The following is a 23034-nucleotide window of genomic DNA, read 5'->3' as shown; positions in this document are numbered from 1 at the left end:
CGCGCCGGATCGCGTGCCGCGAAGCTCAGTCTTCGTCTTTGCGTTTGCGCCAGCGGATGCCTGCGGCGATGAGGCCGTCGAGGTCGCCGTCGAAGACCGATGCGGGGTTGCCGACTTCGTAGCCGGTGCGCAGGTCCTTCACGAGCTGCTGGCCGTAGAGGAAGTAGGAGCGCATCTGGTCGCCCCAGCTCGCGGTGATGACGCCGGCGAGCTCCTTCTTCTTGGCCGCTTCCTCTTCGCGCTGCAAGAGCATGAGGCGCGTCTGTAGCACGCGCATCGCGGCGGCGCGGTTCTGGATCTGGCTCTTCTCGTTCTGCATCGAGACGACGAGGCCGGTGGGGATGTGGGTGATGCGCACGGCGGAGTCGGTCGTGTTGACCGACTGACCACCGGGACCGGACGAGCGGAAGACGTCGACGCGGATGTCGCCCTCGGGCACGTCCACCTCTTGCGCCTCCTCCATGACGGGGATCACTTCCACCGCAGCGAAGGAGGTCTGGCGCTTGTCGGCCGAGCCGAAAGGGCTGATGCGGGCGAGGCGATGCGTGCCGGCCTCGACCGACAGAGTGCCGTACGCGTAGGGGGCATCCACTTCGAAGGTCGCCGACTTGATGCCGGCACCTTCCGCATACGAGGTGTCCATCACCTTGACGGGATACTTGTGCCGCTCGGCCCAGCGCAGGTACATGCGCAGCAGCATCTCGGCGAAGTCGGTCGCGTCGTCGCCGCCGGCGCCCGAGCGGATCGTCACGACCGCTGCGCGATCGTCGTACTCGCCGTCGAGGAGCGTCTGCACCTCGAGCTGGCCGATGACGTCCTGCAGCGCGGCGATCTCGCGGCGGGCCTCTTCCGCGGTGTCCTCGTCGTCCATCTCGAGGGCGAGCTCGACGAGCACGTCGAGGTCGTCGAGGCGCTGCTCGACGTCGGTGACGCGCTTGAGGTCGGCCTGGCGGTGGCTGAGGGCGCTCGTGACCTTCTGCGCCTTGTCGACGTCGTCCCACAGGTCGGGAGCGCCGGCCTCGTCGGAGAGGCGTGCGATCTCGGCGCGCAGCCCTTCGACGTCCACCACCGCGGAGATGTCGGAGAAGGTGGACCGCAGGGCCTGGATGTCGGCGGAGGGATCGAATTCAAGCATGACACTCCAGACTAACGTGGATGGGGTGACGGATGCCTCCTCCCCCGATTCGATCCGCCGCATGCTGTGGCGGCTGTCTCCCGTCATCTACGGGCCGACCGTGCTGTTCGCCCTCGGTGAGGGCGCCGTCGTGCCGCTGCTGCCGGTGTTCGCGGCGCACCTGGGCGCCGACGTGCCCACGGCGGCCCTCGTCGCCTCGGCGCTGGTCGTCGGCCAGCTGTGCGGCAACATCCCCGCCGGCTGGCTGGTCGCGCGCATCGGGGAACGGGTCACGATGGCGATCGGCGGCGGGTTCGCCCTCGCCGGCGTCGCGGGGCTCGCGCTGGCGCCGAACCTCGCCGTGCTGACGGCGGCGACCTTCCTCATCGGGATGTGCGCGGCCGCGTTCGGCCTCGCGCGGCACTCGTTCATGACGACGCGCGTGCCGCTCGACTTCCGCGCACGCGCCCTGTCACTGCTCGGCGGCACCTTCCGCCTGGGCATGTTCATCGGTCCGTTCATCGCCGCGGCCCTGCTCGGTGTGTTCGGCGACCCACACGCGACCGTCTGGTTCTTCGCGGTGTGCCTCGTGGCCACGGTGCTGCTGGTGCTGTTCGGTCCTGATCCCGAGACGGAGGCGACGGCTGCCGGCCCTCGCGACGGCGCGACGGCGGCCGAACTCGTCACGGAAGACACCGGCGAGGCGGTGACCGGCTCGATCCCGACGGTCGGGGCGCAGCGCGCCCGCGCGGGCGTGTTCCGCACGATGTGGCGCCACCGCGGAGTGCTGTCGCGGCTGGGGCTGGCTGCCGCGTCGCTGTCAGCGGTGCGCTCGGCGCGGCAGGTCGTCCTGCCGCTGTGGGGCGTGTCGATCGGGCTGGATGCCCAGACCATCGCCCTCGTCGTCGGTGTGTCGGGCGCGATCGACTTCGCGCTGTTCTACGCGAGCGGTCAGGTCATGGACCGGTTCGGCCGGCTCTGGGCGGCACTGCCGGCCATGCTGCTGATGGCGAGCGGCTTCCTCGCGCTGTCGCTCACGCACGATCTGGATCAGGCGGCCATGTGGTACGCCCTGTTCGCCGCCGTGCTCGGCGTCGGCAACGGCCTGTCGAGTGGCATCCTGCTCACCCTCGGCGCCGACGTCGCACCACAAGACGACCCGGCACCGTTCCTCGGTTCGTGGCGGACGCTGACGGATGCCGGCGGTGCCGTCGCCCCACTCATCGTGTCGGCGCTGGCCGCGGCGCTGTCGTTGTCGCTCGCCACCGCGGCCATGGGCGTGGTCGGGCTACTCGGCGCCGCGGCGTTCATCCGGTGGGTGCCGCGGTTCGTCCCGCGCGAACGCTGAATCGGCGGCGGTCACCGCAACGCGGTGCGGCTCGTCGCGGTCGCGTCGATCGTCCAGCCGTCCGGCACGAAGATGGAGAGCACGGGCGGATGCCACACGGTCTGCACCGTCACCCGCGCTGACACGCCGTCGGGCGTGCCCGCTGACACGAGCGTGACGGCACCGCCCGCCGCGCCGAGGACGTCGATCACCTGGGCCGCCTGGTCGGCGACGCCGGCGTCGGTCAGTCGCGCGGTGGCTTCGCCGCCCGCGACGGTGAGGACGAACCCGTCGGCGCCGGCCAGCGCGGCCGCGTCGGCAGCGGCATCCGCCCGTTTCTGCGTGAGATAGAGGCTCGTCGCGTCGACGCAGACGAGCACCAGCACGATCGCGAGCACGGCATAACCGAGCGTCAGCAGCAGCACCGATCCCTCGTCGTCGGCGGCATCGCCGCGCTGCAGGGTCATGGTGCCGTCCCCCAGAAGCGCGAGACCTTCTGCACCGCCGAAGCCTGCACCGGCACCCGTGCGGCGTTTTCGAGCCCGAACACGGCGGGCACGAGCGGCAGCGGCACGGCGGTCGTCATCGTCACCGACAGGACGGCGCCCGCCTCGGGGCAGGTGGTCGCGCCTTCGCACGAGATCGCGACCTCGACGGCGGCGGGATCGAGGTCGTACTCCGCGATGATCGCGTCGCGCACGCGCGCAGCTCGGGCGTCCGCCTCCGCGGCATCCGGGGCCTCGGCGATCGTGCGGGCGATCTGGCGGGCACCGGTCTCAACCCCGAGCGCCTGCCCTTGGATCGCACCGAGCGCGACGATCAGGTAGACGATCGGCACGAGCAGGATCACGCCGACGCCGATGAACTCGAGCGACGCGGAACCGTCGTCGTCCGCGGGCATCGTCCCCGCCGGTTGTTCAGTCGAACCTCTCGCGCGGCGCATGCGCGGTCACCTCCAGCCCGGCCGGGATGCCCAGGAGTCCGACCAGCGGCAGGGTCGCGATGACGGTGACTTCGACTTCTGGGCCGGTCGCGCCGGCGGCCAGTCGCGCGGAGACCTCGGCATCCAACCCGTCGCCGACGGCCGCGTCGAGCAGTCGGGCGGTGCGCGCGGCGCCGTCGGCGGGATCGGTGTCGGCGAGGGCGCCGTGATACGCCCCTTCGACGGCCGCGTCGTGCACGACGTTGCGGATGTAGACCGCAAGCCCCAGTTGCAGCACGCCGAGCGTGAGCAGCGTCAGCAGGGTTCCGACGAGGACGAATTCGACCGGCGCCGCGCCGGTGTCGTCGTCCCGCAGTCGGATCATGGCGTGCTCAGAAGCCCGCGACGCGCGCGAGCGCCTGCTCGAACAGGTCGGCCAGAGCGGGCCCGGCCAACGCCCAGATCGCGACGACCAAGCCGGCCGTCATGAGTGTGACCAAAACCCAGCCGGGGACGTCGCCCCGGTCGTCCTCGAGGGTGCGCGTGTACAACGCACGCACCCTCCCCCACTGTGTGCGAAGCATGTCCGCCTCCTTCCGACCGTCGCCGGTCAACCGATTCCGAGCTTGAGCATGACGATCCCCGGGAAGACGGCGAACAGCACCGACAGGGGCAAAATCAGGAAGACCAACGGCAGGAGCATCAGGATCTCCTTGCGCCCCGCGGCCTCCAGCAGCTGGCGCTTGGCGTCCTCGCGCGCGTCGACAGCCTGTTCCTGCAGCACGTGCGCGAGTGGGGCGCCGCGGTCCATCGCCGCGACGAGGTGCTCGACGGCGCGTGAGAGCGCCGGAACATCCGCCGTCGTCGACACGCGCAGCAGCGCGTCGGACAGGCTCGAACCCGTGCCGCTGGCGAGCACCGCGGCGCGCAGCTCGGCGGTCAGTACGCCCGAGCCGACCTCGCCGACGCGCCGCAGCGCGTCGCGCAGCCCCTCACCGGCGGCCAGGCACAGCGCGAGGAACTCGAGGACGGTCGGCAGCTCGTCTTCGATCCGCGCGACGCGGCGGCGCGCGGCGATCGTGAGACGCTGCTCGTACGCGACGACCGCGGCCACCGCGACCAGCGGCGGCAGGATGACAGCGACCACTCCGCCGCGGCCGGCCATCGCGGCGGCCACCGCGAGCACACCGCCTGCGAACAGGCCCGCGACACCCCACGCGAGCTGCTTCGCGCGGAACGCGACGACATCCTCCGGCATCGCCGCCTGCCGTAGCCTTCGCGCGAGCGCGTCTCCCCCGCCCCACGCGGCGGCGAGCCGGTCGCGCAATCCGGCCCAGCCGGGCACGGCCGGCGCGGCGCGCAGCGGCGTGAGCCCCGCCGGATCGGCGATGTCGCGCAGGTACGGCGCGATGCGCCGCGACAGCGACGGCGCCGACCACCGTGGCACGCGCTGTGCGGTCAGCAGCACGCCCGCGGCCAGCGCCGCGCCGAGGATGACGGCGCAGGCCGCGAACGTGAGGGCGTTCATCCGAACCACCTCTGCGGTTCGGGCAGGCGGCCGAGCCGGATCGTCAGGCGGTAGGCGACGACCGAGACGCCGGCTCCGACGAGCACGACGACGACACCGGATGCCGTCGCATACGCGGCGGCCCCTTCGGGCCGCATGCTGAGCAGCCCCAGGACGATCCACGGAGCGACGACACCCACGACCGCAGCACCCCGCACCCAGGACTGCCGCGCCTCGACCTCGGCGCGCAGCGCGGCATCGGCCCGCACAGACGCCGACAGCGCCCGCAGCACGCCCACGAGCTCGGTGCCGCCGACGTGACGCGCCATCCGCAGCGTCTCGATGATGCGGTCTGCGACGGGATCGGCGAGCGTCGCCTTCAACCGCAGGGCGCTCGAGTCGAAATGACCGGATGCCGCCATGTCGGCGCCGAACGCTGTGAACGCCGGGCGCAGGGCGGGCGGTCCGCTCATCGCGAGCGCAGCCACGGCGTCGGGCAGGGACATGCCCGCCCGCACCGCCGACACCAGCAGGTCGCACACGTCGGACCACAGCGCGCGGCGTGACCGGCGCAGGCGTCGCGCACGGGCGCGCAACCACGAGAACGGCGCCACCGCACCCGCGACGGCGGCCACCACCGCCACGACCGGCAATCCCGTCGCGAGCCACGCCACCGCCGCGGCCACGACGGCGGACAGCGCCGCGACGAAGCCCAGTCGGCTGCCCGGCGCGTGGGCGTACCCGGCTTCCTGCAGCAGGCGGTCGAGCCGGCCCCCGGCGCGAGGCCTGGCTACGCGTGCTGTCGACGGCCACAGCCACGGCGACACCGTCAGCAGCACACCGGCCGCGAGCAGGGCACCCCACACGAGCGTCATGAGGCGGCCCGCCCGTGGGCATCCACATCCGCCGCATACAGGACGCGCGTCTGGACCGTCTGATCGATCACCCGGCCGGTGACCTCTACGACCTCCTCGACGAAGCGGTGCCCGTCCGCCGCGCGACGACAGTGCACGACGAGATCGACGCCCGTCGCGATGGCGGGCACGACGAACCCCGCATCGATGTTCCGGCCGGCCAGCAGCGGCAGCGCCGCGAGCCGCCGCAGCGCATCGTCGGCCGAGTTCGCGTGGATCGTCGCGGCACCGGGGACGCCCGTGTTCAACGCCAGCAGCAGGTCGAGGGCCTCGGCATCCCGCACCTCACCGACGACGAGTCGGTCGGGTCGCATGCGCAGCGCCTCCTTCACGAGGCGGCGCAGGCTCACAGCGCCGGTGCCCTCCAGGCTCGGCTGGCGTCCCTGCAGCGCCACGGCGTCGGGGGCAACGACCGCGAGCTCAAACGTCTCTTCGACCGTGATGATGCGCTGCTCGGGTGGGCACGCCCCGATCAGCGCCGCCAGAAGCGTCGTCTTGCCCGCGTGCGTCGCACCGGAGACGAGCACGTTGCGCCCGTCGCCCATCGCGGCGCGCAGCACCGCGGCCACCTGTGCGCTGAGCGCGCCGGCACCGACGAGGTCGTCGAGCGTGCGCCGAGCCGACAGGAACTTGCGGATGTTCACGGCGTAATGCGTGCGGGTGACATCCGGAATCACAACGTGCAGACGGCTGCCGTCGGGTAGCGAGGCATCCACAAAAGGCTGACTCAAATCCACCCGGCGACCGGTCGCGTGCAGCATCCGCTCCACGAGGTCGCGCACGGCTTCGTCGGTCAGTCGCAGGGGCACCCGCTCGCTGCGTCCGGCGCGCGCCGCGTAGATCGTCTGCGGGTCGTTGATCCAGATCTCCTCGACCTCGGGATCGTCCAAGAGCGCCTGCAGCGGCCCGTAGCCGGTCACGGTGGCCAGCACGTCGCGGACGCACGCCGATTCGTCCTCGATGAACTCGAGCCCCCGCGCGAGAGCGAAGTCGTTGTGGCGTCGCACCTCCGTGAGGGCCACCTGTTCGGCAGCTCCCGGGTGCCGCAGCGGATCGGACTGTTCCTCACGCAACCGCTGCCTGACGCGCTCGGTCACCGCGTGCACGGCGGAGGCCGGGAAGGCGGATGCTGTCAGGCTCACCCCCGCATCATGACAAGAGCGCACGAGTCCGCGTCGGAGTTATCCACAGCGGGATGCCTTGAAGTGTGGTCTGACCACAAGTAGCATGGGAGCCGTGCTCACGATCCCGCAGACCCTCGAGGCTCAAGCCGATGCCGCGGTCCACAAATCCGACGGGCTGCGCTCGCCCGGGCGGTTCCTCGTGTCCGGAATGCTCGCCGGCGCCTACATCGGCATCGGCGTCGTCCTCATGGTCTCCACGGCGGGTCCGTTGATCGCGGCGGGCGACGGCCTGGCCAAACTCGTCAGCGGTGTCGTCTTCGGTGTCGCCCTCACCCTCGTCGTCTTCGCGGGTGGAGATCTGCTCACGAGCGCAATGATGATCCTCCCGGTGGGCGCGCTCATGCGCGCGGTCGGGCCGTGGCGTGCGGCGGGAACGATCATCGCGACCTTCGCCGCGAACCTCGTGGGGGCGCTCGTGTTCGCCGCGCTCATCGTGGCATCCGGCGTCCTTCATGCCAACGCCCCCGCGGGCCAGATGCTCGCCGACATGCTCGCTGCAAAAGCCGAAGAGGGGCCTGTCGAACTGTTCGTCCGCGGCATCCTCTGCAACGTGCTCGTCTGCCTCGCCATCTGGATGTGCGCCCGTGTGCGGTCCGAGGTCGCGAAGATCCTGCTGATCTTCGCCGCGATCCTCGCGTTCATCTCGTCGGGTTTCGAACACGTCGTCGCCAACATGACCACCTACGGCATCGGACTCATCTCCGGTGACCCGCAGGCGACGTGGGCACTGTTCGGCAACAACCTGCTCTGGGTGGGCCTGGGCAACCTCGTCGGTGGCGCCGTCGTCGTCGGCCTGGGCTACTGGATCGTCGGTGGGTCACCGCGCGTCGCCGCGCACGCCACTGCCGCGGACGCGGCGGTCCCGGCATCCGCTCAGGAATCGGTTCACGCCGCGCAGATAGACTGAGCACTCCTTTGCGGGAGTGGTGAAATCGGCAGACACGCAGGATTTAGGTTCCTGTGCCTTCGGGCGTGTGGGTTCAAGTCCCACCTTCCGCACGGTAGATGCAGGCAACCCCTGGGATGCCTGCGTCGCCGACATCACTCCCCGCCCACCGACCGACGGGACCTCCGTGCACTCTCTTGCCCTCATTCCCTGGCTGGACCCCGCCGCCATCATCGAAACGGCAGGGCCGTGGGCGCTGCTGGTGGTGTGCTTCATCGTCTTCGCCGAGACCGGACTCCTGATCGGCTTCCTGTTGCCCGGCGACACCCTGCTGGTCATCTCTGGACTGCTGTCACACTCCTCCGACAAGCTCCCGCACGGCGTGTTCGGGCTGAGTGTCTGGTGGGTCGCCCTGCTCATCGGACTCGCGGCCTTCGTCGGCGGTGAAGTCGGCTACTACATCGGCCACAAGGGAGGCCCAGCCGTATTCGAGCGCAAAGAATCCGGCCTGTTCAGCCGCAAGAACGTGGAACGCACGAACGCGTTCTTCGAGCGCTACGGCGGCCTCACGGTCATCCTCGCCCGGTTCGTGCCGATCGTGCGCACCTTCGCCCCCGTTGCCGCGGGTGTGGGCCACATGCCGTGGCGGCGCTACACGCTGTACAACCTCATCGGCGCGGTGATCTGGGGCTTCGGCTTGACGATGTTCGGCTTCCTCATCGGGTACATCCCGCCGGTAGCCACTTTCGTCGAGAACTACATCGACCTGATCCTGCTCGCCGCCGTCGGCGGCACGGCGCTGATCACCCTGTGGCACTACTTCTCCGAGCGTCGCAAGGTCAGCAAGGAGGTCGCTGCCGGCCTTCCCGCCGAGTCGATCGAACCGATCGAGGGCGACGAGGTCTGACCCTCAGCCCGCCTTCTCGGGGCTGTCCTTCTCGGCGCGTGCGGCGCGGCTGCGCTCGACGCTCGCCTTGAGGGCTGCCATCAGGTCGATCACCTCGCCGCCGCGGTCCTGTTCGGCGCGTTCGCCGAACGTCTCCGCGGTGTCGATGGCATCACCCTTCTCGAGCTTCGCGTCGATGAGCGTACGCAGCTCCTGCTGATACTCGTCGACGTATTCTGACGGGTCGAAATCGCTCGAGAAGCTCTCGACGAGGGATGCCGACAGCTCGAGTTCCTTCGCCGAGATCTTCACCGGCTCGTCGAGCGCCGCGAACGACGCGGTGCGCACCTCGTCGGCCCACAGCAGCGTCTGCAGCACGAGCACGTCGCCGCGCACGCGCAACGCTGCCAGGCGCGTCTTCTGCCGCAGCGAGAAGCGCACGACGGCCGTCCGCTCGGTCTGCTCGAGCGTCTGACGCAGCAGCACATAGGCCTTGGGCGAGGTCGAGTCGGGCTCGAGGTAGTACGCCTTGTCGAGGGTCAGCAGGTCGATCTGATCGCTCGGCACGAACTCGACGACCTCGATCTCGCGCGACCGCTCCGCCGGCAACGCGGCGATGTCCTCAGCGGTGAGGACGACCGTGCGCTCGCCGTCGTCGTAGGCCTTGTCGATGTCGGCGTATGGCACCACTTCCCCGTCGAGCTCGCAGATGCGCTGGTAGCGGATGCGCCCACCGTCCGCCGCGTGCACCTGGTGCAGCGGCACGTCGTGGTCTTCGATGGCGGAGTACACCTTCACCGGCACGTTGACCAGGCCGAAGGTCAGGGCGCCCTTCCAGATCGCTCTCATGACACCAGTGAACACCTGCCCCACGCGTATCGCCAGGGGCGGGCGCTAGCCTGGGCGCATGCCAGCGGGCGGACAGGTCGTCGAGGTTGCGGGCAGGCGTCTGCGCCTGACCAACCTCGACAAGGTGCTGTATCCCGCGACCGGCACCACCAAGGGCGAAGTGCTCGACTACTACTCGCGCATCGCTCCGGCCCTGCTCCCCCACCTGCGCGGCCGCCCGGTAACGCGCCTGCGCTGGCCCGAAGGCGTCGATCAGCCGCCGTTCTTCGCGAAGGATCTCGAGCGCGGTGCACCCGACTGGCTCGCCCGTCGCGCCGTCGACCACTCCGGCGGCGCGAAGGAGTACCCGCTCGTCGACGACGTCGCGGGGCTCGTCTATCTCGCCCAGGTCGCGAGCCTCGAGCTGCACACGCCGCAATGGCGCTTCGACGGCGCCGGCCGCGGCAGACCTGATCGGCTCGTCCTCGATCTGGATCCCGGCCCCGGCGCGGGCCTTGCCGAGTGCGCCGCCGTGGCGCGCTGGGCACGCGAGATCCTGCAGGGCATGGGCATGGACCCGTTGCCTGTCACGAGCGGCTCGAAGGGCATCCATCTCTATGCGCGCCTCGACGGCACCCGCTCAAGCGACGAGATCTCCGCGTTCGCGCGCGAACTGGCCCGCGCGCTCGAGGCCGACCATCCCGAGCTCGTCGTCAGCGCGATGACAAAGTCGGTGCGGCCCGGCAAGGTGTTCGTCGACTGGAGCCAGAACAACGCCGCCAAGACGACGATCTCGCCGTACTCGCTGCGCGGACGCGCCGACCCGACCGCCGCCGCGCCACGCACCTGGGCAGAGCTCGACGATCCCGACCTGCGGCATCTGCAGCTCGACGAGGTGCTCCGCCGCTACACGGACGACGGCGATCTGCTGGCGCCTCTTGCTCCGGATGCCACGGACGCGCTGCGCCCCTATGTCGCCAAGCGCACGGCCGGCGCGACTCCCGAGCCTTTCCCGACCGCCGCCGCCGGGGTTGCATCACCCGCCGCGCCCCGGTTCGTCGTGCAGGAGCACCATGCCTCGCGACTGCACTACGACCTTCGGCTCGAGCGCGACGGCGTCCTGGTGAGCTGGGCTGTGCCCCGTGGCATCCCGACCGATGGCGAGGGTAATCACCTCGCGATCATGACCGAGCCGCACCCGCTGGAGTACCTCGACTTTGCCGGGACCATCCCCGCGGGCCAGTACGGTGCGGGGACGATGACGGTCTGGGACACCGGCGTCTACGCGGCCACGAAGTGGCGCGACGACGAGATCATCATGAGCCTCACCGGCCGCCCCGGTGGTCCGCTCGGAACGGTGCAACTTGCGCTGATCCGCACGTCGGGGTCGGGCGAGAAGTCGCAGTGGCTGCTGCATCGGATGAAGGATGCCGCAGCACCCGCGCCGCCCGCGCCCGCGCGAACGCGCGCGACCGGGGCCGACACGCCGATGCTCGCGATCCCGGCGACGCCGGGCATCGCTGCGGCGGCGATCGCCCGCTGGAGCGCACCGTGGGTGGAGTTCAAGTGGGACGGCATCCGTGCCATCGGCACGTGGGACGGCCACCGGCTGACCCTGCGGGCGCGAAGCGGCACCGACATCACGGCGCGCTATCCCGAGCTCACCGGCGGCGACGCGGGGCTCGGAGATGCTCCTGCCGTGGTCGACGGCGAGATCGTCGCGCTGGACGCGACAGGACGCCCCAGTTTCTCGCGCCTGCAGGCGCGAATGCACCTGACGAAGCCGCACGAGATCGAGCGCGAGGCTGGGCGCACTCCGGTGAGTCTGTTCCTCTTCGACGCTGTGCGCCTCGGCGAGGCGGATCTTGCACCGAGGCCGCTGAGCGAGCGCCGGACGGCGCTGGAGCGCATCGCCGCTCACGCCGCGCCGGCGATCGTCGTGCCGCCTGTCTCGGATGACCTCGATGCGGCGCTCACCGCCGCCCGCGAGCTGCACCTCGAGGGCGTCGTCGTGAAGGATCCGGGTTCACCGTATCGGCGCGGCACGCGTTCCGAGCAATGGCTCAAGCTCAAGCTGACGGCGACGCAGGACGTCATCGTCGGAGGCATCCGGCCCGGACGCGGCGGACGCACCGGCACGATCGGCTCTCTGCTGCTGGGCATCCCCGACGAAGCAGGCTTGCGCTACGTCGGCCGCGTCGGCACGGGATTCTCGGACCGTGAGCTCGCGCGGCTCGAGACGATGCTCACGCCGCTGCGCACCGATCAGTGCCCGTTCTCCGCCGTCCCGGCGGCCGATGCGTCCGACGCGCTGTGGCTCAGGCCCGAGATCGTCGCCGAGGTCGAGTTCGCCGAGTTCACACCGGGCGGCACCCTGCGGCACGCACGGTGGCGCGGTGTGCGACCCGACATGTCGCCCAGCGACGTCACGCGCGGCTGAGCGTTCTCAGGCCGTGGGGTTCGGGCTCGGGGCCGCCTCGCTGACGAAGACACCGACCACGTCATCTCGCAGCACGAACTGCAGCGCGGTGCCGTCGGGGAACTCTGAGCGCAGGTCATCGGGCGCGGAGTCGTCGATGACGAACTGGACTGTGGCGGGGAAAGCCCCGGCAGCGCAGGCCGAGTAGATCGGTCCGTTGATCGCACCGGTCGACTCGTCGATTCCATTCCAGGGAGCGACGAAGATGCAGTGCTCGCCGTCGCTGAAGACGCCGGTCGGCGTGGGCATCACCACGAGCCCGCGATACGAGTAGACGACCGGCGGGTCCGTCTGACCGAACCAATCCATCGCCCACCGCGGCGGGTCGATCGGTTCGGACAGCGTGGCGACCTGCTGTGCACCCGTGGCCGTCGACACGGGGCGGATCGACGCGAGCGCGAGCGCGAACACGAGTGACCCCACGCCGACGGCGACGACGAGCACGGACGCCGCCCACGCGATGATCCAGCCGGAGCGGATGGGACGCGGTGCAGGGCGAACCGGGTCATCGGGAAGCGGGTCGGGTTCGGCAGATGCACGCGGCGCGCCGGCCGCCGCCAGCGCGGCGGGCATCCCGGGAACCGGCGGCCGGTCCGGCATTGCGGCGGGTTCGGGGGTGGCGGGCGTCTCGCCACGCAGCGTGCGCTCCAGTTCGTGCAGACGCTCGCTCTCGGCGGAGTCCAGTGCGACCGTGGCATCGCGGCCGTACGCGCGGGCACGCAGCGCCTGCAGCTCGGTCATCAGCGCGGCATCCATCGCTTGCATCGTCGCACACCGCGGTGGCAGGTGCGCGACGCATCGCTCAGTGCGCGTCGTGCTCGCGATGCCCCGCCGGCTCGAACTGGAAGGTCGAGTGCTCGACGTCGAAATGCTCGGACAGACACGACTGCAGGCTCGACAGCAGCGCGGCGGCGCGGTCGCTGTTGAAGACGTCCGGTTCGACGACGACGTGCGCCGTGAACACGGGCGCGCCTCGTGTGAGCTGCCACACGTGCACGTCGTGGACGTCTGCGACGCCGTCGGCGCTCAGGATGTGCTCGCGGATCCGCCCGACGTCGGTGCCCTCGGGCGCCCGCTCGCCCAGCACGGCGAAGACCTCGCGCAGCAGCGCGACCGCGCGCGGCACGATCATGACGGCGATCAGAAGGGATGCCAGGGCATCGGCCGGCATCCATCCGGTGACCGCGATGACGACCGCCGCGACGATGACCACCGCCGATCCGATGAGGTCGCCCAGCACCTCGAGGTACGCACCGCGCACGTTGATCGACGTGCGCTGCGCCGCCGACAGCAGCCACATGGAGATCGCATTGGCGATCAGGCCGACCACCGCGACGACGATCATGAGGCCCCCCGAGACCTCGACATCGCCGGGGTTCAGCAGGCGCTGCACCGCTTCGATCGCGATCCACACGCACAGCACGATGAGGATCACGGCGTTGATCAGGGCGCCGAACACCTCAGCTCGCTGATACCCGTAGGTGTTGCGCTCGTTGGCGGGGCGGGCCGCAACGAGGCTCGCGATGAGGGCGATCACGAGGGCCGAGGCATCCGCGAACATGTGCGCGGCATCGGCCAGCAGCGCGAGAGATCCGGTGAGGACGGCACCCACGATCTGCACGACCATGACGGTCGCCGTCAGCGACAGCGACACGGCCAGCAGGCGGCTGTTCGCCGCGCCCCGCACCCCCGTGACGCCGTGAGCATGATCGTGCATGCTTCGAGCGTAGGCCCGCGGGTGCGGGTGCGCCCGGGGTTACGCGCAGTCGGGAATGATCGTGATTCTCAGTCAGAGGCCGGCGAGCAGCGGCACGAGCGCGGCGAAGGCGCGGGCACGGTGGGATGCCGCGTTCTTCTCCGCCGCCGAGAACTCGGCCGCCGTGCGCTCGGCCGCGGCATCCTGCCCGTCGGGGATGAAGATCGGGTCGTACCCGAACCCTCCGCCACCGGCCGCAGCCGCCGCGAGCCGCCCCGGCCAGATGCCTTCGACGACGTGCTCCGCGCCGCCCGGGATCACGAGCGCGATCGTCGAGACGAAATGCGCCGTGCGGTGCGGATCGACGATGTCGGACAGCTGGTCGAGGAGGAGCTCGAGGTTCGCCGCGGCATCCTTCTTGTGTCCGGCCCAATAGGCCGAGAACACGCCGGGTGCGCCGCCCAGCACATCGACGCAGATCCCCGAGTCGTCGGCCAGCGCGGGCAGCCCCGTGTGCTCTGCCGCGGCGCGGGCCTTGATGAGGGCGTTCTGCGCGAACGTCACGCCGTCTTCGACGGGCTCCGGACCGTCGTAGCCGACGACCTCGACATCGGGCCGGGTCGCGGCGACGATCGTGCCGAACTCCTGCACCTTGTGGCTGTTGTGGGTTGCCAGGACGATTCGAGTGCTCATCTGTCGCAGTCTGCAGTATTCCGGTACGCGATCAGTCGGCGAGGGCCGCGGCCTGGGCGTCGCGCAGGTCGGCGCAGCCGGCGACACCCAGCTCGAGCAGCGCGTCGAGCTCGCGCTTGTCGAACGGTGCACCTTCGGCGGTGCCCTGCACCTCGACGAACAGCCCGCGGCCCGTGACGACGACGTTCATGTCGGTCTCGGCGCGGACGTCCTCGACGTAGGCGAGGTCGAGCATCGGCTCGCCGTCGATGATGCCCACCGAGATCGCTGCGACCGAGTCGAGCAGCACGTTCGCGTTCTTGCTGACGAGTCCCTTCGCGCGGCCCCACTCGATGGCGTCGGCGAGGGCGACGTAGGCGCCGGTGATCGCGGCTGTGCGCGTGCCGCCGTCTGCCTGCAGCACGTCGCAGTCGATCACGATCGTGTTCTCGCCGAGGGCCTTCGTGTCGACGACGGCACGCAGCGCGCGCCCGATCAGGCGCGAGATCTCGTGCGTACGGCCGCCGATCTTGCCCTTGACGCTCTCGCGGTCGTTGCGGCTGTTCGTCGCCCGCGGCAGCATCGCGTACTCCGCCGTGACCCAGCCCTTGCCCTTGCCGGTCAGCCAGCGGGGCACGCCACCCGTGAACGACGCGGTGCACAGCACCTTGGTGCCGCCGAACGAGATCAGCGCGGAGCCCTCGGCGTGAGCGCTCCAGCCGCGCTCGATCACGACGGGGCGGAGCTGGTCGACGGCGCGCCCATCAGCGCGAACGGTGTCAGTCATGGGGTTCCCTTCGGGAGGTCGATGGCGCCGGTGTGCACGAGACGAACGGCGGAGACGCCGCGCCCCATCAGCCGGTCGGCCAGGCTCAGGAAGTCGTCGGCAGAGTCGCCGGTCGCTTCGTAGACGTGGGTGGCGGCGGCGTCGGGGCCGGCGAGCAGGTCGCGCGAGACGAGCTGGCGGTAGACGTCCTTCGCGGTCTCGGTGTCGCTCGAGACGAGCGACACCTCGGGGCCCATCACGTAGCTGATGGCGCCCTCGAGGAACGGGTAGTGCGTGCAGCCGAGCACGAGCGTGTCGACACCCGCGTGACGCAGCGGCGCGAGGTAGTCCTCGGCGACGGCGAGGACTTCGGCGGAGTCGGTGATGCCGGCTTCGACGAACTCGACGAACCGCGGGCACGACTGCGCGAACACCGTGAGCGACTCGTTGACGCCGAGCATGTCCTGGTACACGCCGGATCCGATCGTGCCGGCCGTGCCGATCACGCCGATGCGGCCGTTGCGGGTCGTCGAGATCGCGGTGCGGACGGCGGGGCCGATGACCTCGACGACCGGGACGTCGTACCGTTCGCGCGCATCACGCAGCATGGCGGCGGATGCCGTGTTGCACGCGATCACGAGCATCTTCACGCCCTCGTCGACGAGGGTGTCAAGCACCTCGAGGCTGTACCGGCGGACGTCGGCGATGGGCTTGGGTCCGTACGGCGAATGCGCCGTGTCGCCGACATACAGCAGTGATTCCCGGGGCAGCAGCTGCGAGACGGCCCGAGCGACGGTGAGTCCGCCGACCCCGGAGTCGAAGATTCCGATCGGCGCGTCATTCACGATCCCCCAGCCTACCCGCGCGTCGGTAGAGTGACCGCATGCCCTTTCGACAGGCTCAGGGATCAGACGCGCAGGCTCAGGGATCAGACGCGCAGCCCCGCTCGACCGCGCTGCTGACCGACCAGTACGAGCTCACGATGATCGACGCGGCCCTGCGCGACGGCACGGCCGCGCGTGCGTGCGTCTTCGAGCTGTTCGGCCGGCGTCTGCCCGGCGCGCGCCGCTTCGGCGTCGTCGCGGGTACGGGGCGGCTGCTGCAGCAGCTGCGCGACTTCCGCTTCGGCGACGACGAGCTGCGGTTCCTGCGCGATCACCGGATCGTCAGCCCCGAGACGCTCGCGTTCCTCGAGGGCTACCGCTTCAACGGCACGATCCGCGGCTACCGCGAGGGCGAGCTGTACTTCCCCGGCTCCCCCATCCTCACCGTCGAGGGCACGTTCGCCGAGGCCGTCGTCCTCGAGACCCTGGCCCTGAGCATCATGAACCACGACTCCGCCGTCGCGAACGCGGCGGCGCGCATGAGCATCGCGGCCGGCGACCGGCCGCTGGCCGAGATGGGCTCGCGACGCGCCGCCGACCGCTCGGCCGTCGCCGCGGCACGCGCGGCCTACATCGCGGGCTTCGGCGCGACGAGCAACCTCGAGGCGGGGCGCACGTGGGGCATCCCGACGATGGGCACCGCGGCGCACGCCTGGACGCTGCTGCACGACACGGAGGAGGCGGCGTTCCGCGCGCAGATCGACGCACTCGGCGTCGAGACCACCCTGCTGATCGACACGTACGACATCCGGGAAGGCGTCGCCACGGCGGTACGCGTCGCGGGGACGGGCCTCGGCGGCGTGCGCATCGACTCGGGCGACCTGCCCACCGTCGCCGCCGCCGTGCGCGCGCAGCTCGACGAACTCGGTGCGACCGGGACGAAGATCACCGTCACGAGCGACCTCGACGAGTTCGCGATCGCGGCCCTCGCGGCATCGCCCGTCGATGCCTATGGCGTCGGCACGTCTGTCGTGACGGGTTCCGGTGCGCCGACCGCCGGTATGGTCTACAAGCTCGTCGCCCGCCAGGACGGCGCCGGCGGCTGGGTCGCCGTCGCGAAGGCATCCGCTGACAAGGGCTCGAAGGGCGGCCGCAAGGCGACGTTCCGCACGCTCGATCGCGGCACCGCGACGAGCGAGCTCATCGCCGTCTCGGACGGGTTCGAGCAGCTGCAGACAGCCACCGACCATCCCGACGCCAGGCCGCTGCAGGTCACGCTCGTCGACCACGGCGAGCCGGATGCCTCATACGAGGGCCCCGGCGGCGTCGCGCTCGCGCGCGCCCACCACGCCCTCGTCCGCGAGGAACTGCCGGTGAAGGCGCTCGCGCTCAGCCGCTCGGACCCCGCCCTGCCGACCGTCTTCATCGACGCCTAGGGCGGAGGAGCGCAGGGCGCGCTCAGCCCATCAGGCTTTCGTAGATCTCCTTGCACGTCGGGCACACCGGGAACTTCTCCGGGTCACGGCCCGGCGTCCACTTCTTGCCGCACAGCGCGCGCACCGGCTTGCCGGTGATCGCCGACTCGAGGATCTTGTCCTTCTTGACGTAGTGCGAGAACCGCTCGTGGTCGCCCGGCTCGATGTTCTCCTCGCGCAGGAGCTCTTCGAGCTCGCGATCGAGGGTCAGGGTGCCACCCTGCTCCGGGCCTTCGACGGGGGTGCTCATGGCATCCGATTCTAGCGGCGGGCACCGTCATCGGGGCCCGAATCGAATCACGTCGATTCGACAAACTCCATCAGCCGCCCGCCGGACCGGTTGAAGATCGCCGCGCCGATGCCGACACCGAGCAGCAATACAGCCAACCCGATGCCGATGCCACCCCACAACGCGACCCAGGCGTAGGACACGTCTGCGGTGAGAGCGAGCCACCCCCACCAGAGGGCCGGAGCGCTCAGCACGAGCGCCCCGATCAGCACGACGCCCTGCGCGAGTCCACCGTTCGTGCGCTGCGGCTGCTGGAACGGGCTGTCGCCGGGGCGCGAGACGGCGTACGGTGCCAGCACCGACGACACCGACGAGAGCCCGAGACCGGTCAGGAACAGACTCGCGCACACACCGGCCAGCGCGGGCAGGATCGCCCAGCGGCCGTGCAGCGCGACCGACAGCGGGATCGCGATCGCGAGCAGCGGCAGACCGACCAGCAGCACCGGGACGAGGCGACCGGCACGATCGGCGCCGCCGCGCACCGCCGCAGCGATGTGCATCCACAGGGCCGTCGAGTCGTAGGCGAGGTCGTTGTGCACGAGCCAGCCGAAGAACAGCGCCATCACCGGCGCAGGCACGAGCGCGATGTACTCGAACGGCACGCCGACCACGAGCAGCGGCAGCACGATGACCACGGCCGTGACCGGCACGATGACGAGGTTCACGAGGTGACGCGGGTCACGCAGCCAGTAGATGAGGCTGCGCGCCGCGATGCCACCGGTGGGCGTGCTCGGCGTGAGCACGAACCAGCCCAGCCCCGCGCGCTCGCGCCCGACGCCCGGGCGTTCGGTGGTCGTCAGCAGCACCCGCACGAGCCACACCCACAGCGCCGCGAGCGCCAGGACGGTGCCGATCGCGACCAGCAGTGGGCCGGTCAGGGTGCCGGTGAGCGCCGCGCCGGGGATCGCCCAGGCGGCGCCGAGCGGCGTGACCGACAGCACTGCGACCGCTTCGCGGAGAGCCGACGGCACAGCGCCGTCCCATTCGAGGGACACGAAGAAGACCACGACCGGAACGACGATGACGAGCACCGCGACCAGCAGCAGGCCGCTCAGCTCGCGCGTGCGGCGTCCGCGCAGGACGAGCCCCGCCAGGGCCAGCCCGATGCGGGCGGCGAGCATGCAGGTCACGACGCCCAGCACGACCGCGAAGACGGTGAGCGGGCCGGATGCCCCGTGTGCCGTCCACAGGCCGGTGACGGCGACGCCGACGGCGATGAGCGTGAGCACGGGGATGCTGATGACCCCGGCGAGCAGGATAGCACCGGCGACAGCGCCGCTGGACATCCCGAACACCGCGAAACGGCGTGGGTCGAGCTGATCGTCGAGTCCGCCCACGAGCGGTGCGGCGAAGAAGCCGAGCACGAGGGCGGAGCCGGCGATGACCGTCACGGTGTCGGCGACTGCGAGGTCGACGCCTCGCAACCGCGCCGCCGCGATGAAGACCCCGACGACGGCCGCGGTGACGACGACGAGGCCGAGGATCATGCGTGCCGCGCGTCGACGGTCGCCCCGCAGCGCGCCGACGAGCAGGTCGAACCTCAATCGGAGAACGTGTGCAACCACTCCAGGCCCTCCACGTCGCTGACGCCGCCGACCAGTTCGATGAACCGCTGCTCGAGGGTCAGCTCTCCGCGCACCTCGTCGACGGTGCCCTGCGCGAGGACCTGACCCGCGACGATGACCGCGACGCCGCTGCAGACGCGCTCGACCAGTTCCATCCCGTGGCTGGAGAGGATCACGGTGCCGCCGTGGGCGACGTAAGCGGAGAGGATGTCGAGGATCACCGACGACGACACCGGGTCGACCGATTCAAACGGCTCGTCGAGAACGAGCACGCGCGGCGAGTGGATCATCGCGCCGGCGAGCATGATCTTCTTGGTCATACCGGTGGAGAAGTCCGACACGGTGCGCCCAAGCGCGTCGCTGAGGTCGAACGCGCGCGCGAGGTCGGCGGTGCGCGACTCGACGACGGATGACCGCAGTCCGCGCAGCACCCCGTAGTAGTGCAGCAGCTGGCGCCCGGTGAGGCGATCGAACGTGCGCAACCGATCGGGCAGGATGCCCATCAGCCGCTTCGCGCCGGCGGGATCGGCCGCCAGATCAACGCCGGCCACTTCGATCGTGCCGTGATCTGCGCGCAAGAGCCCCGCGATCATCGACAGCGTCGTCGTCTTTCCGGCGCCGTTCGGACCGACGATGCCGTAGAACGTGCCCGCCGGGACGGCCAGATCGATCGCGTCGACGGCGCGCGTCTGCCCGAACGTCTTCGTGACGCCGCGCAAGCGCAGCGCCGGCACCGCGGCGTCGACGTCGACCTCCAGCTCAGGCAGGGCATCGACCACGAGGTCGGCGTCTGCGGCAGGCTCGGCCTCCGGCTCGGGCTCGACTTCGGGTTCGGGCTCGACTTCCGGTTCGGGCTCCGGCTGCGGTCCGGGCTCCGGCTCCATTTCGGGTTCCGGCTCGACCTCGGGCTCGGGCTCGGGCTCGGGAACAACGATGGGCTCGGGTTCAACCTCGGGCTCCTCGACGACCGCGAGCGCGACCTCGGGCTCCTCGACGACGATCTCGGCCTCGGGCTCTGCCGGGCGAACCAGGCGCGTGCGCGTTCGGGGTTTGCGCGGGGCGCGCGGCTTCGGGGCCGGCTTCTCGGGAACGGGCGCCGCGGGGGCATCCACTTCGGGCGCCGCGGTGGCCTCCACGTCGGGCGCGGGATCCGTGTCGAATCGCGCGGCCGCAACCGACGCGGGCGTCGGCGGCGGAGGGGGCGGCGGCGGCACCGCCGTCGGCTTCGCGGGCGTGCGCTTCGCCGTCGTGCGCGGCGTCGTCGTGCGCGGCGTCGTCGTGCGCGCCGCCGTCGTGCGTGCCGCCGATGTCCGTGCGGGGCGCTTTCGCGGGGGGCGCGGCGCCGGCGTGGCGGGCGCGTCGGGTTCCTGCGACGCAGGCGGCTCCGAGACGGTATCCGAGTCCGCGTGGTCGGCGGCGACCGCGGATGCCGCGGCATCCGCCGCACTGAGCGCAGGCAGCGGCGGGGCCACGAACTCGTGGTCGCCGGCGTCGTTCTCAGGGAGCGGCAAAGAGGCGGTCACCCGTACAACCTAGCAAGCGGCCCTGACAGAAACCCGGTCGGCATCGCGCCGTGACGAGCCCGGCGAAGGTCACAAAACGGCAACGGACCTGCATCTTCCTGCGCCTTCCCAGGTCATTTCGCTACCATGCTGACGGCACGACGGAGTGTCCACACGTCAAACGGACAGTGAACAGCAGACTCCAGGAGTACCCCTTGACCCTTCATACAGTCATCCTCGCCGCGGGCATGGGCTCGCGTCTTGGGCGTAGCCTGCCCAAGCCGCTCACCGAGCTCAGCGACGGCCGCACCATCATGCGTCAGCAGCACGACAACATCCGGGCCGCCTTCGGCGACACCGCCCGCATCACGACCGTGGTCGGCTACCGCGCTGAGACGATCATCGACGCCTTCCCGCACGTCGACTACGTGCACAACGACCGCTACGACCAGACCAACACCTCCAAGAGCCTGTTGCGCGCCCTGAAGGCAACCGGTCGCGGCGGCGTGCTCTGGATGAACGGCGATGTGGTCTTCGACCCGCGCGTGCTCGGTCGGGCCATCGAGTTCATCGAGCGCGATCAGTCGTTCGTCACCGTCAACACCGCCAAGGTCAGCGACGAAGAGGTCAAGTACACCGTGACCGCCGAGGGCTACATCAAGCAGCTCTCCAAGACCGTCAAGGGCGGCATCGGCGAAGCGGTCGGCATCAACTACATCTCCAGCGCCGACAAGCGTGCGCTCATCGCACAGCTCGGCCGCGTCGACGATCAGGACTACTTCGAGCGCGGCCTCGAGCTCGCGATCGCCGAGAACGGGCTGCTCCTCGAGCCGCTGGACATCTCCGACCTGTACGCGGTCGAGATCGACTTCGCCGAAGATCTCGAGCGCGCGAACCAGTACGTCTGAGCCGCGCGGCGCGCGCGTCGCACAGCACCCGCTCAGGGGTCGTTCGTAGGATCGGGCTGACATGGCAAAGGTCCACCGCATCCACTCGATGCCGAACGACGCGCCCTGGGCGGGAGGCCTGCCGCCGCAGGGCTCCGCAGAGCACCCACGAGCGATCCGCGCCCTCGACTCGGTGCTGCGGGTCCAGCGGCCCATCGTGGTCGCCCACTTGCGCAGCATCCGCCTGCGGAACCCGGATGCCACGACGACGCAGATCGTGCGGATGCTCGAGCGCCGCTATCTCGCGGCCGTCACGACGGGTGGAGCAGCCGTCGGTGCGACCGCCGTCGTCCCCGGTATCGGCACGGGCGTGACCTTGGCGCTCTCCGGCGTCGAGACCATCGGATTCCTCGATGCGACGGCGCTGTTCGCTCAGTCGCTCGCCGAGCTCCACGGCATCCCGGTCGATAACCCCGACCGCGCGCGGGCCCTCGTGCTGACCCTCATGCTCGGCCAGGAGGGCGTCGACCTGGTCGCCCAGCTCGCTGGTCAGGCCGCCGGCAGAGGGCCGGCTCGGTCCGCCTATTGGGGCGAGCTCATCACGAAGTCGCTGCCCCGTGCGGCCGTCGGTCCCCTTGTCGACCGGCTCAAGACGGCGTTCATCCACCAGTTCGCCGCGAAGGGCAGCGCCTCGGTGATCGGCAAGGCGCTGCCGTTCGGCATCGGCGCGGCAGTCGGCGGCACCGGAAACCACCTGCTCGGTCGCCGCGTCGTGATCGGTTCCCGTCGCGCCTTCGGGCAGGCGCCGCAGGAGTACCCCGCCGAACTCGAACCGCGCCCGGGTGCCACGCGTCTGGAAGCATCCGCATTCGGCACGCTGCGGCGCGCGGGCTCCGCACTCGGCAGCAGCGGGCGTCGCCTCCTCCACATCGACACACTCGGACGGAGTTTCCACAGAACCGAGTGATGCGGGCGCGTTGGGGTGCTTCCGCGTCGGTGCTCACCCCTAGCGTCACGGGCATGTTGCGAGCACTCGAACCCGGCAGATCCCGTCCCTACGCCGTCCCCTGGCAGATCGATCGACGTGACGAGGCGCACCCCGTCGTGCGCAACAGCAGCGCCGAACCCGCCGACTTCGTGCGGGTGTTCCGCTCGGATGGAGCGTCGGAGCACTGGGGGCAGGTGCTGCCCGGCGAGGACGTCGCCATGTGTCTGTGCGACGCCGACCTCGATGCCGTCGTCATCACCGTCGCCTGGTACCGCTGGCGCACCGACGAAGAGTACTGCTGGCGATTCGTGCTGTGAGGGCGA

Annotated in this window: 25 protein-coding genes and 1 tRNA gene; 9 read left to right on the top strand and 17 right to left on the bottom strand. The window is 70.6% G+C overall.

Annotated elements, in window-relative coordinates:
- Positions 1-25: 25 nt before the first annotated feature.
- Complete coding sequence (gene prfB, locus BGO46_RS05435; protein WP_292677387.1) at positions 26-1135, bottom strand: peptide chain release factor 2; 1110 nt, start codon at positions 1133-1135, stop codon at positions 26-28.
- A 61-nt stretch (positions 1136-1196) separates the two neighbouring features.
- On the opposite strand from prfB, the gene BGO46_RS05430 reads away from it, so the two are divergent.
- Entirely contained in the window at positions 1197-2462 is a 1266-nt protein-coding gene (locus BGO46_RS05430) for an MFS transporter (protein ID WP_292677573.1), read from the top strand.
- 11 nt (positions 2463-2473) lie between these two features.
- Here the strand turns inward: BGO46_RS05430 and BGO46_RS05425 are convergent, their stop codons facing one another.
- From BGO46_RS05425 to BGO46_RS05395, 7 genes are read right to left on the bottom strand one after another with little or no spacing between them, the layout of a single operon-like run.
- Entirely contained in the window at positions 2474-2908 is a 435-nt protein-coding gene (locus BGO46_RS05425) for a pilus assembly protein TadG-related protein (RefSeq protein ID WP_292677386.1), read from the bottom strand.
- Positions 2905-3342, bottom strand: a complete 438-nt coding sequence (locus BGO46_RS05420) for a TadE family protein (RefSeq protein ID WP_292677384.1) — start codon at positions 3340-3342, stop codon at positions 2905-2907. Before BGO46_RS05420 ends, BGO46_RS05425 begins: the two co-directional genes overlap by 4 nt.
- Before the next feature lie 16 nt (positions 3343-3358).
- Positions 3359-3748 carry a TadE/TadG family type IV pilus assembly protein gene (locus tag BGO46_RS05415; RefSeq protein ID WP_292677382.1) on the bottom strand — a complete coding sequence of 130 codons (390 nt, stop codon included), beginning with the start codon at positions 3746-3748 and terminating at the stop codon, positions 3359-3361.
- 7 nt (positions 3749-3755) lie between these two features.
- Positions 3756-3947, bottom strand: coding sequence for a hypothetical protein (locus tag BGO46_RS05410; RefSeq protein ID WP_292677380.1), 192 nt, complete (start codon positions 3945-3947; stop codon positions 3756-3758).
- A 26-nt stretch (positions 3948-3973) separates the two neighbouring features.
- A complete protein-coding gene (locus BGO46_RS05405; RefSeq protein ID WP_292677378.1) occupies positions 3974-4891 on the bottom strand; it encodes a type II secretion system F family protein in 918 nt (305 codons plus the stop codon).
- A complete protein-coding gene (locus BGO46_RS05400) occupies positions 4888-5745 on the bottom strand; it encodes a type II secretion system F family protein (protein ID WP_292677376.1) in 858 nt (285 codons plus the stop codon). Before BGO46_RS05400 ends, BGO46_RS05405 begins: the two co-directional genes overlap by 4 nt.
- A complete protein-coding gene (locus tag BGO46_RS05395) occupies positions 5742-6926 on the bottom strand; it encodes an ATPase, T2SS/T4P/T4SS family (protein ID WP_292677374.1) in 1185 nt (394 codons plus the stop codon). Before BGO46_RS05395 ends, BGO46_RS05400 begins: the two co-directional genes overlap by 4 nt.
- A 94-nt stretch (positions 6927-7020) precedes the next feature.
- On the opposite strand from BGO46_RS05395, the gene BGO46_RS05390 reads away from it, so the two are divergent.
- The 3 genes from BGO46_RS05390 to BGO46_RS05380 all read left to right on the top strand — a co-directional run bounded on the left by BGO46_RS05390 (position 7021) and on the right by BGO46_RS05380 (position 8761).
- The gene (locus BGO46_RS05390; protein WP_292677372.1) at positions 7021-7875 is read left to right on the top strand and encodes a formate/nitrite transporter family protein; all 855 of its coding nucleotides are present in this window, start codon (positions 7021-7023) and stop codon (positions 7873-7875) included.
- 10 nt (positions 7876-7885) lie between these two features.
- Positions 7886-7967, top strand: a tRNA-Leu gene (locus BGO46_RS05385).
- 74 nt (positions 7968-8041) lie between these two features.
- A complete protein-coding gene (locus BGO46_RS05380; protein ID WP_292677370.1) occupies positions 8042-8761 on the top strand; it encodes a VTT domain-containing protein in 720 nt (239 codons plus the stop codon).
- 3 nt (positions 8762-8764) lie between these two features.
- On the opposite strand, the gene BGO46_RS05375 is transcribed toward BGO46_RS05380, so the two are convergent.
- Complete coding sequence (locus tag BGO46_RS05375; RefSeq protein WP_292677368.1) at positions 8765-9589, bottom strand: Ku protein; 825 nt, start codon at positions 9587-9589, stop codon at positions 8765-8767.
- 58 nt (positions 9590-9647) lie between these two features.
- Between BGO46_RS05375 and BGO46_RS05370 the strand changes: the two genes are divergently transcribed.
- Positions 9648-12008, top strand: a complete 2361-nt coding sequence (locus BGO46_RS05370) for an ATP-dependent DNA ligase (RefSeq protein WP_292677366.1) — start codon at positions 9648-9650, stop codon at positions 12006-12008.
- A gap of 6 nt (positions 12009-12014) precedes the next feature.
- Here the strand turns inward: BGO46_RS05370 and BGO46_RS05365 are convergent, their stop codons facing one another.
- The 5 genes from BGO46_RS05365 to murI form a co-directional block, all read right to left on the bottom strand.
- Positions 12015-12803 (bottom strand): spermidine/putrescine ABC transporter permease, encoded by a 789-nt coding sequence (locus BGO46_RS05365; protein ID WP_292677364.1) that lies wholly within the window; start codon positions 12801-12803, stop codon positions 12015-12017.
- A 46-nt stretch (positions 12804-12849) separates the two neighbouring features.
- A complete protein-coding gene (locus BGO46_RS05360; RefSeq protein WP_292677362.1) occupies positions 12850-13764 on the bottom strand; it encodes a cation diffusion facilitator family transporter in 915 nt (304 codons plus the stop codon).
- 72 nt (positions 13765-13836) lie between these two features.
- Positions 13837-14436 carry an RdgB/HAM1 family non-canonical purine NTP pyrophosphatase gene (rdgB, locus tag BGO46_RS05355; RefSeq protein WP_292677360.1) on the bottom strand — a complete coding sequence of 200 codons (600 nt, stop codon included), beginning with the start codon at positions 14434-14436 and terminating at the stop codon, positions 13837-13839.
- A 31-nt stretch (positions 14437-14467) separates the two neighbouring features.
- On the bottom strand, positions 14468-15202 hold the full coding sequence (gene rph, locus BGO46_RS05350; RefSeq protein WP_292677358.1) for a ribonuclease PH: 735 nt from the start codon (positions 15200-15202) through the stop codon (positions 14468-14470).
- Entirely contained in the window at positions 15199-16026 is an 828-nt protein-coding gene (murI, locus tag BGO46_RS05345; protein ID WP_292677356.1) for a glutamate racemase, read from the bottom strand. Before murI ends, rph begins: the two co-directional genes overlap by 4 nt.
- Before the next feature lie 38 nt (positions 16027-16064).
- Here murI and BGO46_RS05340 point away from each other — a divergent pair, with 38 nt between their 5' ends.
- A complete protein-coding gene (locus tag BGO46_RS05340; RefSeq protein WP_292677354.1) occupies positions 16065-17441 on the top strand; it encodes a nicotinate phosphoribosyltransferase in 1377 nt (458 codons plus the stop codon).
- Between the two features lie 22 nt (positions 17442-17463).
- Here BGO46_RS05340 and BGO46_RS05335 read toward each other — a convergent pair whose 3' ends face one another.
- From BGO46_RS05335 to BGO46_RS05325, 3 genes are read right to left on the bottom strand one after another with little or no spacing between them, the layout of a single operon-like run.
- Entirely contained in the window at positions 17464-17730 is a 267-nt protein-coding gene (locus tag BGO46_RS05335; RefSeq protein ID WP_292677351.1) for a DUF3039 domain-containing protein, read from the bottom strand.
- A gap of 47 nt (positions 17731-17777) precedes the next feature.
- A complete protein-coding gene (locus BGO46_RS05330) occupies positions 17778-19313 on the bottom strand; it encodes a hypothetical protein (protein ID WP_366246799.1) in 1536 nt (511 codons plus the stop codon).
- Positions 19310-20857 (bottom strand): ABC transporter ATP-binding protein, encoded by a 1548-nt coding sequence (locus tag BGO46_RS05325; protein WP_292677347.1) that lies wholly within the window; start codon positions 20855-20857, stop codon positions 19310-19312. Before BGO46_RS05325 ends, BGO46_RS05330 begins: the two co-directional genes overlap by 4 nt.
- Before the next feature lie 194 nt (positions 20858-21051).
- Here BGO46_RS05325 and BGO46_RS05320 point away from each other — a divergent pair, with 194 nt between their 5' ends.
- The 3 genes from BGO46_RS05320 to BGO46_RS05310 all read left to right on the top strand — a co-directional run bounded on the left by BGO46_RS05320 (position 21052) and on the right by BGO46_RS05310 (position 23028).
- On the top strand, positions 21052-21744 hold the full coding sequence (locus BGO46_RS05320) for a phosphocholine cytidylyltransferase family protein (RefSeq protein ID WP_292677345.1): 693 nt from the start codon (positions 21052-21054) through the stop codon (positions 21742-21744).
- Between the two features lie 61 nt (positions 21745-21805).
- Entirely contained in the window at positions 21806-22690 is an 885-nt protein-coding gene (locus BGO46_RS05315) for a hypothetical protein (protein ID WP_292677343.1), read from the top strand.
- 53 nt (positions 22691-22743) lie between these two features.
- Positions 22744-23028: a hypothetical protein gene (locus BGO46_RS05310; protein WP_292677341.1), complete on the top strand. Its 285-nt coding sequence runs from the start codon at positions 22744-22746 to the stop codon at positions 23026-23028.
- Positions 23029-23034 lie beyond the last annotated feature (6 nt).

The sequence above is a fragment of the Microbacterium sp. 70-16 genome (assembly GCF_001898315.1).
Taxonomy (GTDB): Bacteria; Actinomycetota; Actinomycetes; order Actinomycetales; family Microbacteriaceae; genus Microbacterium.
Note: the sequence above shows the minus strand (reverse complement) of the source record. Positions and strands in the feature narration are given on the sequence as shown.